The sequence below is a fragment of the Mesorhizobium sp. M0045 genome (assembly GCF_040323385.1).
In the GTDB taxonomy this organism is placed as follows: domain Bacteria; phylum Pseudomonadota; class Alphaproteobacteria; order Rhizobiales; family Rhizobiaceae; genus Mesorhizobium.
Genome location: NZ_JAMYUY010000008.1, coordinates 22476 through 37090 on the forward strand (window position 1 = coordinate 22476; position 14615 = coordinate 37090).

Annotated in this window: 15 protein-coding genes and 1 tRNA gene; 7 read left to right on the forward strand and 9 right to left on the reverse strand. The window is 62.4% G+C overall.

Annotated elements, in window-relative coordinates; genetic code table 11:
- The first annotated feature begins 444 nt into the window (after positions 1-444).
- Complete coding sequence (locus NKJ72_RS14785) at positions 445-1662, forward strand: tyrosine-type recombinase/integrase (RefSeq protein WP_352457555.1); 1218 nt, start codon at positions 445-447, stop codon at positions 1660-1662.
- A 21-nt stretch (positions 1663-1683) separates the two neighbouring features.
- Here the strand turns inward: NKJ72_RS14785 and NKJ72_RS14790 are convergent.
- A tRNA-Ile gene (locus NKJ72_RS14790) sits at positions 1684-1759 on the reverse strand.
- Between the two features lie 180 nt (positions 1760-1939).
- On the opposite strand from NKJ72_RS14790, the gene NKJ72_RS14795 reads away from it, so the two are divergent.
- Positions 1940-2650 (forward strand): SIMPL domain-containing protein, encoded by a 711-nt coding sequence (locus NKJ72_RS14795; RefSeq protein WP_352477767.1) that lies wholly within the window; start codon positions 1940-1942, stop codon positions 2648-2650.
- Positions 2651-2779: 129 nt separating this feature from the next.
- Here the strand turns inward: NKJ72_RS14795 and NKJ72_RS14800 are convergent, their stop codons facing one another.
- Both NKJ72_RS14800 and NKJ72_RS14805 read right to left on the reverse strand, forming a co-directional pair.
- Positions 2780-3142, reverse strand: a complete 363-nt coding sequence (locus NKJ72_RS14800) for a hypothetical protein (RefSeq protein WP_352477768.1) — start codon at positions 3140-3142, stop codon at positions 2780-2782.
- Positions 3143-3387: 245 nt separating this feature from the next.
- Positions 3388-3834: a YcgN family cysteine cluster protein gene (locus NKJ72_RS14805; RefSeq protein WP_352478088.1), complete on the reverse strand. Its 447-nt coding sequence runs from the start codon at positions 3832-3834 to the stop codon at positions 3388-3390.
- Positions 3835-4044: 210 nt separating this feature from the next.
- Here NKJ72_RS14805 and NKJ72_RS30975 point away from each other — a divergent pair, with 210 nt between their 5' ends.
- Both NKJ72_RS30975 and NKJ72_RS14820 read left to right on the forward strand, forming a co-directional pair.
- Positions 4045-6270 carry an OmpA family protein gene (locus NKJ72_RS30975; RefSeq protein WP_502895578.1) on the forward strand — a complete coding sequence of 742 codons (2226 nt, stop codon included), beginning with the start codon at positions 4045-4047 and terminating at the stop codon, positions 6268-6270.
- Positions 6271-6507: 237 nt separating this feature from the next.
- Complete coding sequence (locus tag NKJ72_RS14820) at positions 6508-7023, forward strand: TIGR00645 family protein (protein ID WP_254820365.1); 516 nt, start codon at positions 6508-6510, stop codon at positions 7021-7023.
- Positions 7024-7076: 53 nt separating this feature from the next.
- On the opposite strand, the gene NKJ72_RS14825 is transcribed toward NKJ72_RS14820, so the two are convergent.
- The 3 genes from NKJ72_RS14825 to NKJ72_RS14835 form a co-directional block, all read right to left on the reverse strand.
- The gene (locus NKJ72_RS14825) at positions 7077-7943 is read right to left on the reverse strand and encodes an SDR family oxidoreductase (RefSeq protein WP_352477773.1); all 867 of its coding nucleotides are present in this window, start codon (positions 7941-7943) and stop codon (positions 7077-7079) included.
- A gap of 114 nt (positions 7944-8057) precedes the next feature.
- Positions 8058-8690: a helix-turn-helix transcriptional regulator gene (locus NKJ72_RS14830; protein ID WP_254820363.1), complete on the reverse strand. Its 633-nt coding sequence runs from the start codon at positions 8688-8690 to the stop codon at positions 8058-8060.
- Positions 8691-8697: 7 nt separating this feature from the next.
- Positions 8698-9567: a S1C family serine protease gene (locus NKJ72_RS14835; RefSeq protein WP_352477775.1), complete on the reverse strand. Its 870-nt coding sequence runs from the start codon at positions 9565-9567 to the stop codon at positions 8698-8700.
- Positions 9568-9736: 169 nt separating this feature from the next.
- On the opposite strand from NKJ72_RS14835, the gene NKJ72_RS14840 reads away from it, so the two are divergent.
- Positions 9737-10684, forward strand: a complete 948-nt coding sequence (locus tag NKJ72_RS14840) for a S1C family serine protease (protein WP_352477777.1) — start codon at positions 9737-9739, stop codon at positions 10682-10684.
- Positions 10685-10802: 118 nt separating this feature from the next.
- Here NKJ72_RS14840 and NKJ72_RS14845 read toward each other — a convergent pair whose 3' ends face one another.
- Both NKJ72_RS14845 and NKJ72_RS14850 read right to left on the reverse strand, forming a co-directional pair.
- On the reverse strand, positions 10803-11714 hold the full coding sequence (locus NKJ72_RS14845) for an arginase family protein (RefSeq protein WP_352477778.1): 912 nt from the start codon (positions 11712-11714) through the stop codon (positions 10803-10805).
- A gap of 118 nt (positions 11715-11832) precedes the next feature.
- A complete protein-coding gene (locus NKJ72_RS14850; RefSeq protein WP_352477780.1) occupies positions 11833-12255 on the reverse strand; it encodes a VOC family protein in 423 nt (140 codons plus the stop codon).
- Positions 12256-12321: 66 nt separating this feature from the next.
- On the opposite strand from NKJ72_RS14850, the gene NKJ72_RS14855 reads away from it, so the two are divergent.
- The gene (locus NKJ72_RS14855; protein ID WP_352477782.1) at positions 12322-12948 is read left to right on the forward strand and encodes a TetR/AcrR family transcriptional regulator; all 627 of its coding nucleotides are present in this window, start codon (positions 12322-12324) and stop codon (positions 12946-12948) included.
- Here NKJ72_RS14855 and NKJ72_RS14860 read toward each other — a convergent pair.
- Positions 12881-13837, reverse strand: coding sequence for a LysR family transcriptional regulator (locus NKJ72_RS14860; RefSeq protein WP_352477784.1), 957 nt, complete (start codon positions 13835-13837; stop codon positions 12881-12883). The two genes, NKJ72_RS14855 and NKJ72_RS14860, sit on opposite strands and share 68 nt — an antisense overlap.
- A gap of 110 nt (positions 13838-13947) precedes the next feature.
- On the opposite strand from NKJ72_RS14860, the gene NKJ72_RS14865 reads away from it, so the two are divergent.
- Positions 13948-14592, forward strand: coding sequence for an FMN-dependent NADH-azoreductase (locus tag NKJ72_RS14865; RefSeq protein WP_254820355.1), 645 nt, complete (start codon positions 13948-13950; stop codon positions 14590-14592).
- Positions 14593-14615 lie beyond the last annotated feature (23 nt).

The following is a 14615-nucleotide window of genomic DNA, read 5'->3' on the forward strand; positions in this document are numbered from 1 at the left end:
GGTGTCTTGAGCGATCCTGAGGTTTGGAGACCTAGGGTGAGCCTGCAAGCACAGGGCTAGGACATGATTGAGCGTCTGCAATATTCGGACAGGTACATAGGAAGACAGGCAGGCGTCAAAAACGCGCTTTCAACGCGCTAAACCGATGCTACGCACCCCGAGCGTCTTGCCGCCCTCGCTCCCGCCGGTAGGAATCAATCGCGAGCAGGCTGCGACGTTCATCGGCGTAAGCTCAACGACCTTTGATGAAATGGTCCAGGACGGCCGGATGCCCCAGCCACGAATGCCGAGCAAGGGGCGCATTGTTTGGGACGTCGAGGAACTTGTATTGGCCTTTCGAAAGCTCCCTCACCGCCAAATCGGAGGAGCACCAAAGCTTGACGAAGATTCGCCGCCACTAGACAATCCTTGGGATCGAAAACCACGAACATGACGGATGAGCCCGTGAAAATCGATCTTAAGGGCGTAGTGAAGGACACTGATCGCCACGGCAATGATCGGTACTATTTTCGCGCACCGGGTCGGAAGAAGGTCCGGCTCCGTGAACCGACCGGCAGCGACGAGTTCCTCGAGGAACTGCGGTGCGCGCGCGCCGAGGTCACTTATGTTCGGCCCGGCACTCTTCCCGAGATTTGCCGGCGCCTCCCCAAGCCTTCCGAGCCAGCGAAGAAAGGCACGTTGCTGTGGCTTTGCCAGGAGTATTACCGTCGGGGCGGCACGGAAATCACCCAAGACACTATGGCGCGCCGACGAGCAATTCTGGAGCGCGTATGCGAATTACCTCATCCCCTCGAAGGTGACCCGGATCCTCAGTATCCCACCAAGGGATCTCTGCCATTCGCCGGTATGAAACGGTCTCATGTTAAGGAGATCAGGGACACCAGGCTCGACGCCCTTGGCGCGGCAAACAATATCGTAAAAGCCATCAGCGCGATGTTTGAGTGGGCAAAGGACACAGAGATTCCGGGCGTCGACTCCAATCCCGCCCGCGGCATCAGACGGCTAAAGAGCGGCGACGGCTGGCACCCATGGGACGTGTCGGAGATCGTTCAATATGAGAAGCGGCATCCGCTGGGTACCGCAGCCAGACGTGCGCTCTCGATCTTCATGTTTACTGGCCTGCGGTTGTCCGACGTCGCGATCTTCGGTCGACAGCACATCACGCTCGTCTACAACGAGGAGACCGAGCAGTGGGAGAAGTGGATCAGAATTAAGCCTGGGAAGACCAGTCGTAACAAGGATGCGGTGTTGGTGGAGCTCCCGCTTCTGCCCGAACTAGAGGCGGAACTTGAGCACACGCCCTCCGACCAGATGACCTTCCTGGTCAATGAGTATGGTCGCCCGTTCTCGGAGAACGGTCTGGGCAACAAGATGCGCCAGTGGTGTGATCAAGCTGAGCTGCCGCACTGCAGTGCTCATGGAATTCGCAAGGCCGGCGCGACGATCGCCGCTGAGAACGGCGCGACGCACGAGCAGCTGAAGGCGATATATGGGTGGACTACGTACCAGCAGCCCGACCACTACATCAAGAAAGCGCGTCGCCGGAAGGTAGCGAGAGCGGCGAAATACCTGCTGGTTATCGATCGAAAAGAGAACAAAATTGTCCCACTTTCTGAGGGGGTTGAAAGAGGTGGGACAAAAATGGCCAAAAAATCCAATTAAATCAACGGCCACAAAAGCCAATGGTGGGCCCGGAGGGACTCGAACCCCCAACCAAGCGGTTATGAGCCGCCGGCTCTAACCATTGAGCTACAGGCCCCACGGCGCTGGATTAGTGTTTTTCCCTGAACCGCACAAGGCTTTCCAACGGCTTTCCGAGCAGGCGTTCCAAGGGGCTGGCAGAGATCGCCCAAATCAGCCCATATTGATAACCTATTGCACGTCGCCCATTGGACGCGGCCTACTCGGCGGCCTTGGGATCCCAGATCGAGGAGATTTTATGACCAGACGTATTTTGCCCCTGGCGATCGCCGCCGCAGTCGCATTTCCGGCGATCGCGGCCGCCGCCGATTCACCACCGCCGCCGCGTATCGTCGTCACCGGTGAAGGCGAGGCGGCGATAGCACCCGATCTGGCTCTGCTGACGCTCAGCGTCATGCGCGAAGCCAAGACGGCACGTGCAGCGCTCGATGCCAATAACGACGCCATGGCCGCGGTGATCGCTGCAATGAAATCATCCGGCATCAAGGAGCGCGACCTGCAGACCGCGGGCATCCAGATCAACCCGCGCTATAACTACACCAACAAGCCCGACGGCAGCCAGGAGGCCGAGCTTGTCGCCTATCAGGTGACCAACACGCTGTCGGTGCGCATCCGCGACATCGACAAGACCGGCGACATTCTCGACAAGGCGGTGTCGCTCGGCGTCAACCAGGGCGGCGGCATCTCCTTCTCCAACGACGATCCGGCGGCAGCCGTCACCGAGGCACGCAAGAAGGCGGTCGCCAATGCCATGGCCAAGGCCAAGACGCTGGCCGAAGCAGCCGGCGCCGGCATCGGCCGGGTCCTGGAAATCACCGACCAGAATTTCGCACCACCGCCGATGCCGATCAACGCCAAGGCATTCGATGCCGCTGGCGCGTCGGTCCCGGTGCAAGCCGGCGAGAATTCCTATACCGCACAGGTGACGGTGACTTTCGAATTGAAATGATCATCGCTTGCAGCGTGAAAACCCCGGAGGATCGATCCTCCGGGGTTTTTGAGCCGCGCTTTCCGTCCTGGCGGAAAGGGCTCCGCTACGCTACCGGCTGCAAGTCAACCGGCCGCAGGCCCGAAGACCTTAGCGATAGATAATCGGACAGCCGCGCTCGTTGGCGAATACGATCACGACACGGTCGCCATACTGGCGGCCGGCGACCTTGACCGTGCGGCGGTTGATGTCGATGATGCGGGCGCGGTGCAGGCCCATGCGTTCGGCCTTGTCGATGGCACGCTCCGGCGAACAGGACCGGCGCCAGCCGCCATGACGGCGGTGTTCGCGATAGTAATAACCATCATCTTCGTCGCCGGTATAGACGCCGACGCGCGGATCCTGGTTGTTGCCGAAGCCGAGATAGATGCTGTCTGCATGAGCGGGGATGGCAGCAAGCGTGCCAAGGCCGACAAGAGCCGAAAGAGCAACCGTCTTGATGGTATTGAACATTGTCTTCTCTCCTTGTTGAGGGTTTCAACTCGTTTTCGTCGAACCGATGGGAGGAGAATGCACCCGTCTGTCTGAATTTTTTGCGAACCGGCCGTTCATCTCCAGTTCATGAGGCAGAACCGGAATAGTCTCTCGCTTCTGAAGGCGGTGCTATAGACGGCGGTGCTACATAGGGTGGATAGCATGGTGGATGGACAACGTCCATTTTGCCGTCGGTTCCGGATTCTCGATTTTGCGATAAAATCCTATGGCTCCTTTGCGAGAATATGGTCGAAATAGTCGTCCGGCTCGGCAAGGTCGGTCTCGCTGGCGCTGACTCGGCCGCGCATCGAGATGCCCGCCTCGTGCACGGTCTCGTCGCTTCCAGACACCAGCCTGTGCCACCAATAGAGATCGCGGCCCTCGGCGACCAGCCGGTAAGCGCAAGTCTTGGGCAGCCAGCTGATGGTGCGCACATTCTGCGGCGTCAGCCCGACACAATCCGGAACACGCGCCAGCCGGTTGGCATAGTCGGAACAGCGGCAGCTTCCAGCGTCGAACAGCCGGCAGCCGACGCTGGTCCAGTAGATTTCTCCGGTGTCCTCGTCTTCGAGTTTGGACAGGCAGCATTTGCCGCAGCCGTCGCAGAGTGATTCCCACTCGGCCGGGGTCATCGCCTCGAGCGTCTTGGTCTTCCAGAACGGCTTGTCCATTGTCGGCATGTGGCCCTCGGACGCCTCAAGGTCAAGCACGGCAACCCTTGCGCCTCGTCCGAACGATACGCCAGGAACATACGAATGACACGAAGTCGCCTTCAAAACGCCGGTCAATCGCCCTGTACCACCGCTAAGACCTACAAACAGGAACCAAACATGATTGCTGAAAGTTTGGGCACGGATGGGACGCCACAAGGAGTGTTTATGATGAAACGCCAACCACGGATTCTGGCAGGCACGGCGCTTGGCCTGTTGATGGCGTCCGCGCCGTTAGGCGCGTTCCCGCTGCAAGGCAATGCTGCATTCGGCCCCGCCCGGAACAGCGCAATGTTTATCCCGGCGCAGTCGAATTGTGCCGAGGGCGAATCGGCCGAAGCTTGCGCTCAAGGCGGAAAGTCGGAGCCGGAACAGAAGCCCGGCAAGAGGCGCGACCGGCAAAAACAATCCGAAGCGGCGCCCGCCGAACAATCGGGCGAGCCCGAGCAGAAGCCGCGCAGGAACAAGCGCGAGCAGCAAAAACAGAGTGAATCCGCGCCTGCCGAACAGCTCGCGCCTTCCGGCGAAGAGCAGCAAGGAAATCAACGAAGGAAGAAGAGGCAGCAGCAGATCGAAGCCGCTCCGGCTGACCAGCAGGCCGCACCTGCGAACGACGATCAGCAGCAACTCAAACCGCGCAGGAAGAAGCGCGACCAGCAGCAGATCGAAGCCGCTCCGGCTGACCAGCAGGCCGCGCCTGCGAACGACGATCAGCAGCAACTCAAACCGCGCAGGAAGAAGCGCGACCAGCAGCAGGAAGCTGCACCTGCTGAACAACCCGCCAGGCAGGTTGCGCCCGCGAACGACGATCAGCAGCAGCTCAAGCCGCGGGGAAAGAAGCGCGACCAGCAACAGCAGGAGGCCGCGCCTGCCGAACAGCCGGCCGAGCAGGCTGCACCCGCGAACGACAACAACGAGCAAGTCAATCCGCGCAAGAGGAAGAACAAGCAAGACCAGCAGATCGAGGCGGCACCGGCCGAACAGGCGCCGCGCAAGAAGGAACGCCCCGCCGGTGAGCCTCTCCCACAGGCCGAGCCACTTCCAACCGAGAAGCAAGCGGCTCCTGCTCAAGGCGAACAGCCCGAGAACCAGGCGAAAAAGCGTGGCAAGAAGCCCGTTGTGGAAGAGCCGGTGACCGGCGAACAGCAGCCCGCAACCGGTGAGCAGCCCACGACGACGGGCGAACAGGCAGCACCCGCCGAGGGTGGGCTCCCTGCTCAGGGCGAAGCCGCCGCCAACCCGAACGAGGCGCCCATACTGGACAGCCAGAAGGATGTCTTGCGCAAGCGCAAGGCCGGCAAGGAGCGCGGCCAAAATGCCGGTAAGCAGCAGGGCAACCAGCCAGCCCAGCAGGGCGAGAACCAGGTGGAAGCCCCGAAGCCTGCTCCGATCGAGGAGGGACCGCCACCTACCGACGACAAGGCAGCCCAGCAGGAGATCAAGCCTGAAAAGATCGTTCCGGTGACCGAGGAAAAAGGCAAGCGCGTCGAGCGTGCGCCCGACATCGAGGATGTTCGCCGCCGTCCGCGCCCGCAGGGCGCCAACGTCGTCAGGGAATTCGGCGACCGCGTCATCCTGCAGTTCAACAACCAGACCTTCGTGGAAAGCAGCGATGCCCCGCGCATGCACCGCGGCGCCAGGAATGTCTATTATGAGGACCTGTCGGGCGATCGCACCCGGGAAATCGTCGAGCGTGACAATGGTGTCCGGATCGTCACTATCCGCAACCGCTACGGCGACGTCATCCAGCGTTCACGCATCGCGCCTGACGGGCGCGAATATGTGCTGAGCTATGTCGACGAGCGCTACTATGACGATGATGCAGACTGGCGCGACCCGGGCGACGACCTGCCGCCGATGCGCCTTGCCATTCCGCAAGAGGAGTACATTCTGGATTCCGAAGAGGTCGAGGATCCGGACGACTATTACACCTTCCTCGAACGGCCGCCGGTGGAGAGGGTCCAGCGCCTCTATTCGGTCGACGAGGTCAAGCGCTCGGCCCGCGTGCGTGACATCGCCCGCCGGATCGACCTCGATACGCTCAACTTCGAGTTCGGTTCGGCTTCGATTTCCGACACCGAGGTCCAGAAGCTGGAGGGTGTTGCCAACGCCATGGAGAAGCTGCTGAAGAAAAACCCGGCCGAGACCTTCCTGATCGAAGGCCATACCGATGCAGTCGGCACGCCGGAAGCGAACCTCGCTCTGTCCGACCGCCGCGCCGAGGCGGTCGCCGAAGCCTTGACCAACGCCTTTGGCATCCCGCCGGAGAACCTGACGACGCAGGGTTATGGCGAGGAGTATCTCAAGGTAAACACGTCGGGACCCAATCGCGAGAACCGGCGCGTCGCCATCCGCCGGATTACCCCCCTAGTGGCGCCGGTGGCCAGCGCCCAATAAACCGCAATGTGAACCGCGCGATTTGATCAACCATTGAGTCGCGCGGTCATCAATCTTGAAACGCGCGGCTACCAATCCCAAATTCTGGACAGGGCGTTCCCTGCCCTGTCCCGACTCCAGCGGGACACGCGAGCCCCGCCGGTCCCCTCCCGGCGGGGTTTCGTTTTTTTAGGACCTTGCAAACCGCCGCAGCCTGCCCGAAATACGGCGCTCCGCAAAGAAGCCCGGAACCGTCACATGAAGCGCATCGAACTTGCCATCGAATCGATTATTCTCGCCTCGCGCTGGCTGCTGGTCGCCTTCTATCTCGGACTGGGCGCGGCACTTGCCATCTATGCCGTGTCCTTCGGCAAGAAGCTGTTCGAGTTCGTTCCCGTCGCCTTCACGCTCGATGACACCGACACCATCCTGAAAATGCTCGGCCTCATCGATGCCGCGCTGGTCGCCTCACTGGTGGTGATGGTGATCATCTCGGGCTACGAAAACTTCGTCAGCCGCTTCGATGAAAATGACGGCAAGGTGCATTGGCTGGGCACGATCGATGTCGGCTCGCTGAAGGTCAAGGTCGCCTCGACAATCGTAGCGATCTCCTCGATCCACCTCTTGCAGGTGTTCCTGAACTCGGTCTCCTACACGACCGACCAGCTGATGTGGCTGACCATCATTCATCTGGCCTTCGTCGCCTCGGCATTCATGCTTGCTTATATCGACCGGCTGATGGGCCTGGGCAAAGCCAAGAAAGCCGGGGAGTGAGCACGCGTCTGTGCCGGTCTTTTGAGGGATACTTCTGTAGGTAGATGCTTCCGTCAGTAGATAGCTTTGATTTTGGTATCAGTCCGGCCGAACACCTCGTCCGGCACAAAAAAGTCGCCGGCGAGCGGGCCTGTCGCGCCCGGCGCATAGGCCGAGAAATCGCTGACGCCCTCGGCGCGCAGCACTTCTTCGTCGATGTAGAAATTGCCGGTCGCCTCACGCGACGGCCTGACCAGGATGGCGTATGCCGCATCGGCCATGATGTCGGGCGAACGGCTCATCGCTGCCACCGTCGCTCCGCCCAGCAGGTTGCGCACCGCCGCCGTGTCGATGGTAGAGATCGGCCATAGCGAATTGACCGCGATGCCGTCCCTGGCGAACTCGGCGCTCATGCCCAGCGTGCACATCGACATGCCGAACTTCGCCATCGTATAGGCGACATGGTTCTTGAACCATTTGGCCTTCATGTCGAGCGGCGGTGCCAGGTTCAAAATGTGAGGATTTTCCGCCAACCTTAAGTATGGAATGCACATTTTGGAGACGAGAAAAGTGCCGCGCGTATTGATCTGGTGCATCAGGTCGTAACGTTTCATGTCGGTCTCCAGCGTGCCGGTGAGTTGGATGGCGCTGGCGTTGTTGATACAAATATCGATGCCGCCGAACCTCTCCACGGTTTTGGCGACGGCTTCGGCGACCTGCGCTTCCTCACGGATGTCGCACAGCGCTGGCAGCCCCTTGCCGCCGGCCCGCTCGATCTCTCGCGCCGCCGTGTAGATCGTCCCCGGCAGCTTCGGATGCGGCTCGGCGGTCTTGGCCGCGATCGTCACGTTGGCGCCGTCGCGCGCCGCGCGCAACGCAATCGCCAGCCCGATGCCGCGCGACCCGCCGGAGATAAATAGTGTCTTTCCCTTGAGCGACATCGTTGCGTCTCCTTGCAACATGAAAGACACGATCCTTGCGCGGCTGAGAACCGCCGCGCAAGGCCCAAGCCACCGCATGCGGGTTACGCTGCGTAGGCCTTGAGACAATTCGAGCTAGACCAGCACTAAGCCCTGCCGCATGGCGATGGCGATCGCATCGGTGCGGTTGGCGGCACCGAGCTTGGTCAGGATAGCCGCGACGTGGAACTTCGCCGTGTGCACGGAGATGTCCAGCCGTCGCGCGATAACCTTGTTGGGCGCGCCCTCGGCCAGCAGCGCCAGCACCTCGCTTTCGCGCGGCGAAAGTGTTGGCCGGGCGATGTGCCCATCAGTCGGTTCCTCATCGAACCGGTCGCTGTCATGGAAGGTAAAATCGTGCCGATCGGATAGAGCATGGCTGTCGCGCGAAATCCGGTAGCCCGCCGCCGCCAGCCGCGCGGCGGCGGCGATCAGCAGCTCGTCCGCTTGCACCGGCAGCACGGCAAACACTGTATCGGCCGGCCGTTCACGGGCCGCTCGCGATAATAGCAGCACGCGAGGCATAGCCGCGTCGAAGAGACCGCCTTGTACTCCATGGTCATCGACGATGGCGACATCCGCCGCCCCGCGCCCGTCGACGTCGCCCGCCAGAACCGGCCGCAGATCATCGGTCGCGGCGAGAGCCGCGGACAGACTTCGTGCGCGCTCGGCGTCAGCGAGCGCGATCAGCACCGTCAGCCGTCTGCCAGCGACCTCACCGCTTACCATCTATCCCTCAGCTCAGTGGCTTTTCACCGATGGTCAGGGAAACCTCACGATTCTCGCCGCCGCGCACCACGCCGAGTGTCACCAAGGCACCGGCACTGTCTGGCCCGAGCTTGTGGATCAGCTCGCGCGGGCCATGCACCGCCTCTGCGTTCCACGACACGATAATGTCGCCGAGGCTGAGACCGGCTGCTTTCGCCGGGCCGTTATCGTCCAGGCTCATCACCATGGCGCCCTGCGTATCACCATTGCGGACCGGATGCAGGCCGGCGCCAAGATAGCCGCGCGCCACATGACCCTTCTCGCGCAGCGTCGTGACTGCCCGTTCGATCGTTTCGTAAGGCATGACCAGTGCCCGCCGGCGTGGCCCGAACAGCAGCATGCCGATCAGTCCGCCCTTGGCGTCGAGCACAGGGCCGCCCTCGAAACGGCCGCCGGCATTGACGGCAAGGTTGATGCGCCGGTCGATCGTGCCGCCCCGCATCGAGCGCCAGGCCGGACCGACCTCGCCGACCGTGCCGAAGGTGGCGAGTGACGTACCGTCACTATTGCCCGCGATGATTGCCAGATTGCCCGGCCGCACCGCCTCCGCCTTTACCAGTGACGGGGCGCTCGGCGCGCCGGCCGGTTTCAAAACGGCCGTGCCGGTGGACGGGTCGCGGCCGACCAGTTCGGCCTTGACGGCTTGGCCCGAAGAAAACGTCAGCTCGATCTCCTCGCCGGCCTCGACCGCCTCCTCGGCAGTGACGAAATAGCCGTCCCGCCAGTGGAAAGCAGTTGACGTCCGGTGGTGCGTCGCGAAGCTGGCCGTCGCGGGTGCCGCAGCTGCCGCGATGTCGGCAATGGCGTCGGATAACGTGCTCAGATTGAAATCGCTCATGATTTGTCTCCTGGGTTCTTCGTGACCCAGATATCGCCCGGCAGGGTGTTGGCGGATACTCGCCTGACGGCTAGTTGAGCATTTGACTGGCCATCTGGTCAGGTCGCGGCCGGTCCGGCCGCTCCGCACATATAGGCATTGTTCATCTTGTTCCAAACGGAGTTCTCAGGTGGCCCTGCCTGCTCAGCAATTGGAATATGACGATGCCCTTCTCGATGCTTATTCGGCGACGGTCGCCGATGCCGTCGACCGCATCGGGCCCGCCGTCTGCCGCATCGAACGCATCGGTGGCCCGGGCGGCCATGGCTCCGGCTTCGTCATCGCGCCGGACGGGCTGGTCGTCACCAACTTCCACGTCGTCGGCGATGCGCGCAGCGTGCGCGTATCTATGCCGGACGGCGCCTCCAGGGAAGGCCGCGTGCTCGGCCGCGATCCCGACACTGACATTGCGCTGGTGCGCGCCGACGGTGACTTTGCCGACGTTGCGCCGCTTGGCGATTCCAAGCGTTTGAGGCGCGGCCAGATTGCAATTGCCATCGGCAACCCGCTCGGCTTCGAATGGACCGTCACCACTGGCGTCGTCTCGGCACTCGGCCGTTCGATGCGTGCCTCCACCGGCCGGCTGATCGACGACGTCATCCAGACCGACGCCGCGCTCAATCCCGGCAATTCCGGCGGACCACTGGTGTCGTCGGCCGGCGAGGTGATCGGCGTTAACACCGCGATGATCCATGGTGCGCAAGGCATCGCCTTCGCGGTTGCCTCCAACACGGCCAATTTCGTCATCTCGGAAATCATCCGCTTCGGCCGCGTGCGCCGTGCCTTCATTGGCGTTTCAGCCGACACCACCAACCTGCCGCGCCGCGCAGCTCTTTTGTCGCAAGTATCGAGCCGCACGGCGGTGCGCCTGCGCACCGTCGAAAAGAACAGCCCGGCGGACAAGGCCGGCCTCAGGGAAGGCGACATCATTGCCGCCATCGACGGCCGCCCGGTCACCGGTGTCGACGATCTGGTGCGCATGCTCGACGCCGAGCGCATCGGCCACGAGACGCTGTGCACGGTGGTGCGCCGCTCCGGCATTACTCAGGTCACGGTAATGCCAGTGGCGCGAAGCTGAGTGCTCGACCTTGATCCCGAACCGAAGGTCAGCGCAGCAAAGTGGGAACCGGTTTTTCGGACAACATCATGGTCAAACAAGATAGAGCCCATCCCGAACCTATCGGGATGGGCAGGCTCTATCGCGGCGCATAGATCCGGCCAAGCAGCGAAACCAGCAGCGCGGCCAGTTCGCCGGTCGGATCGAGATCCGGATCGAAAATGGTCATATCCATTCCGGTGCAGCGCGGATCCGCCACCAGCGCCGTGAGAATGTCGACGAGATCGTCAGGATCGATGCCGGGGCTGCCCGGTGAATCCACTGCCGGCATTACTGTCTGATCGAGCGCATCGACGTCAAAATGCACCCAGTGGGGCCAGCCGGTTCGCGCCAACGTGCTCCAGGTCTTGTCCAGGACCTTCGCCGCGCCAAGCTCGCGCACGGCAAAGACGTCGATCAACGTCATCGCGGTCGAATGGATGTCCGGCCAGGCGAAGTTGGCGTTGCGGTTCTCGCGTTCGCCGATCTGTATCACCTGTTCGTCCGCGACAAGCGGTCTTGCGATGCCGGGCCAGTCGGTCAGCAACGGCTCACCACGTCCGGTTGCGAGCGCAAGGTCCATGCCGGCGGCCGAGCCGAGTGAGGCGTTGACGTCGTAATTGCCCGGATGGCGGAAATCGCTGTGGCCATCAACATGGACCAGCGCAACCGGACCAGATCGCCGTGCTGCGGCCAGCGCGCCAAGCAGGACAGCGCAGTCGCCGCCCACGACCAGCGGGAACTCGCCTCGTCCCAGCGCGCCGGCAACGATTTCGGCGAGTGCGAGATTGAAGCTGCGTATGGCGTTGCCGTTGCGCAGCCGGGTGCCCGGCTGTGGCTCGGTGCTATAGGCGGGCCGATCAAGATCAACCACTTTGGCGGGCGAAAGCATCTCGACCAAGCCGGCTTCGGTAAGCGCCTGCGGCGCGCGCCAGGTCCCCGGAATATGCCCCGGCCGGAGCGGGCGGAGGCCAAGGTTGGAGGGTGCGCGGACAAGGCAGATTTCACGCATGGAGAAGGCCCAGGGTTGATTAACCCCTAAGCATAAACCGCAAAGGCGTGACCGGCCACGCGGCTAAAGCCCTCACCTCGCGTCTGCGGACAGTTCCTGCCAGCGGCCGCTGTCTCGCTCAGCCCGCCGCGCCATCGGCATATTGCGCTAGGAATTCCGGGCTCGGCGGGATCGGCTTGATGACGTCGATCAGCACGCCGTTGGGATCCCTGGTGATAAAGTGGCGCTGGCCGAAGGGTTCGTCGCACAGCGTTCGCAGGATCGGTAGCCCGGCGGCGGTGATCCGCTCATAGACGGCATCCGGATCCCTGACCTCGAAGTTGATCAGCAGGCCAGACGTGCGGCCCCGCCCTTCCTCCGGGATCGTCTCATGATCGCCCTGGACGATGCCGAGGTTGACGCGGCGGTCTTCGGCTGAGCGCAGATGCACGTACCAGTCGGCCTCAAACAGCGGCTTGAAGCCGAAATGCGCAACATAGAAGGCTGCCGTGCCGGCAACGTCGCTCGTCATCAGCACCGGATAATAGCTCGTCGTCCTCATCTTTCCTTCTCCCGGCGAATAACATACAGTCTGCATCTAAATTGAACTAACATACAGGCTGCATGTATGCAACAGGGATCCGCTCGCCGCTCCAACCGCGATCGCACCGAGGCGACACGCGCCGAGCTCATCGCCGCGGCGCGAAAACTGTTCACCGAAAAATCGTATGCCGAGACCAGCACACCCGAGATCGTCGCCGCTGCCGGGGTCACGCGCGGCGCGCTCTATCATCACTTTACCGACAAGCAGGCGCTGTTTGCCGCTGTGGTCGAACAGGAGGCGCAAGCCGTCTCGGAAGAGATCGAACGGGCGTCGCCGCCTTCGCTATTTGCCCGCGATGCACTGATTGCCGGCTCGGATGCCTATCTGGCTGCCATGCGTGCCCCCGGCCGAACTCGACTCTTGCTGCTTGATGGCCCGGCCGTGCTCGGCCGCGCCGCCATGGATGCGATCGACAATCGCCATGGCAACCGTTCGCTGCGCGAGGGCCTTATCGCCGCGATGCGGTCGCACTCCATGAAGAGATTGCCTGTGGAAGCACTGACCGCTTTGCTCGCCGCTGCCTTCGACCGCGCAGCGCTCGCCATTGAAGCTGGAGCCTCGATCGAGGACTATCGCGCCGTTCTCATGGCGCTGATCGACGGCCTGTCTCCGGCTCCTTCGCAGGCATCTCACCCGGCTCGAACTCGTTGAAACAGCCGAGCTGGCGCTTGAACTGGTCGATCAGCCAGGCGGCCGCCGGTTTCGGGCTGCGATCGGCGCGATGCATGGCATAGAGCGGCGAGCGGACTTCGCTGTAAGGCTCGAGATCGAGTTCGACGAGCCGGCCGTTCGCCAGATCATCGGCAATCAGCCATCGCGGCAGCCCGCCCCAGCCCAGCCCCTCGCGCATCAGCACGTGCTTGGTGCGCACATCCGTCAGCCGCCACGTGCGGTAGGCGAAGACGCCATAGTCACGCCCGCGCGTACGCTCGGATTGGTCCGAGACGACCAGTTGGATGTGTTCGCGGACATCCTCTAGCGCCACTGGTCTCGGCAGCAGCGCCAGCGGGTGTTCAGGCGCTGCAGCTGGCACCAGGGAGATGAAGCCGATGCGAAGCAGATTCACGTCCGTCTCACCCAGAAGCCCCCCGATGCCGAGATCGGCCTGTCCGCCGACAACATGATCGAGGATCAGGCCAAGCGAGCCGATATGCAGACGCAGCGTCACTGCCGGGAACTGCGCCTCGAATGCCTTTAGCACCCGAACCAGCACCGGCGACGGTAGTGTCACGTCGACCGACAGCGTAACTTCAGCCTCCAATCCCTGCCGGTATCCGTCGACACGCGAGCGGATGCGTTGCAGCACGCCGACCATGCGTCGCGCATCTTCCAGCGTCGCCTTGCCGACATCGGTCAGTTGCGGTTCACGCGTGCCCTCGCGCTCGAACAGCTTCAGCCCGAGCTGCGCTTCGAGGTTGGCGATAGCGTAGCTGATCACCGATTGCGCGCGATTCAATTTGCGCCCGGCGGCCGAGAAGCTGCCGGTCTCGGCCACCGCAACCAGTATCTGCAGTTGGTCAAGCGTCGGGTTCGGTTGCATCGTTCAATCCACAATTTAGATGGATCATATACAAAATATACCAGTTTTTCAAATGGGTCTGCGCACACATATTTGCCGGGAGATTTTAAGTCCAACCCCGGAGACCCATCATGTCGATCCTTCTTGTCACATCCAGCCCACGCGGCGCCGCCTCGCACTCGACCCGCATCGCCACCGAACTCGCCGAGAAGCTGCTTGCCGCCAATCCCTCGGCCAGGCTTGTCGCCCGCGACCTCGTAGCCAACCCGCTGCCGCATATCGACCCCGACTATTCGACCGGCATATATATGCCGGTCGAAGCACGCAGCCAGCGCCAGGCTGAGGTCGTCGGCGTTTCCGACACGGTGCTGGACGAGCTGTTTGCGGCCGACACCGTCATTCTCGCCACCGGCTTCATCAACTTCAACATCTCCTCGACGCTGAAGTCCTGGGTCGATCACATTGCCCGTTCCGGCAAGAGCTTTGCCTATGGCGAGAACGGCCCCAAGGGCCTCGTCACCGGCAAGAAGGTCTATATCGTGCTGGCTTCGGGCGGCATCTATTCCGAAGGTGCGGCCGTGCAGTTCGATCACGCCATTCCCTACCTGCGCAGCGTACTCGGCTTTCTCGGCATGAACGATGTCGAGGTCATCCGCATCGAAGGAGTCGGGATGGGCGCCGATGCGGTGGCAGCAGCGCTGGCCAAGGCCTCGGCCAAGGTCGACGCCATTGTGGCCGCGACCGGTAATGCCGAGCGCGTCGCCACCGCGGCGTAAAGCGTCAGCATCGTCTGAATTGT

Coding starts and splice junctions, on each gene's coding strand:
- NKJ72_RS14805 (WP_352478088.1), bottom strand. CDS start 3,834: ATGGACAAGCCGTTCTGGAAGACCAAGACGCTCGAGGCGATGACCCCG.
- NKJ72_RS14800 (WP_352477768.1), bottom strand. CDS start 3,142: ATGTTCAATACCATCAAGACGGTTGCTCTTTCGGCTCTTGTCGGCCTT.
- NKJ72_RS14865 (WP_254820355.1), top strand. CDS start 13,948: ATGTCGATCCTTCTTGTCACATCCAGCCCACGCGGCGCCGCCTCGCAC.
- NKJ72_RS14835 (WP_352477775.1), bottom strand. CDS start 9,567: ATGAGCGATTTCAATCTGAGCACGTTATCCGACGCCATTGCCGACATC.
- NKJ72_RS14860 (WP_352477784.1), bottom strand. CDS start 13,837: ATGCAACCGAACCCGACGCTTGACCAACTGCAGATACTGGTTGCGGTG.
- NKJ72_RS14830 (WP_254820363.1), bottom strand. CDS start 8,690: ATGGTAAGCGGTGAGGTCGCTGGCAGACGGCTGACGGTGCTGATCGCG.
- NKJ72_RS14845 (WP_352477778.1), bottom strand. CDS start 11,714: ATGCGTGAAATCTGCCTTGTCCGCGCACCCTCCAACCTTGGCCTCCGC.
- NKJ72_RS14820 (WP_254820365.1), top strand. CDS start 6,508: ATGAAGCGCATCGAACTTGCCATCGAATCGATTATTCTCGCCTCGCGC.
- NKJ72_RS14795 (WP_352477767.1), top strand. CDS start 1,940: ATGACCAGACGTATTTTGCCCCTGGCGATCGCCGCCGCAGTCGCATTT.
- NKJ72_RS14855 (WP_352477782.1), top strand. CDS start 12,322: ATGCAACAGGGATCCGCTCGCCGCTCCAACCGCGATCGCACCGAGGCG.
- NKJ72_RS14825 (WP_352477773.1), bottom strand. CDS start 7,943: ATGTCGCTCAAGGGAAAGACACTATTTATCTCCGGCGGGTCGCGCGGC.
- NKJ72_RS30975 (WP_502895578.1), top strand. CDS start 4,045: ATGAAACGCCAACCACGGATTCTGGCAGGCACGGCGCTTGGCCTGTTG.
- NKJ72_RS14850 (WP_352477780.1), bottom strand. CDS start 12,255: ATGAGGACGACGAGCTATTATCCGGTGCTGATGACGAGCGACGTTGCC.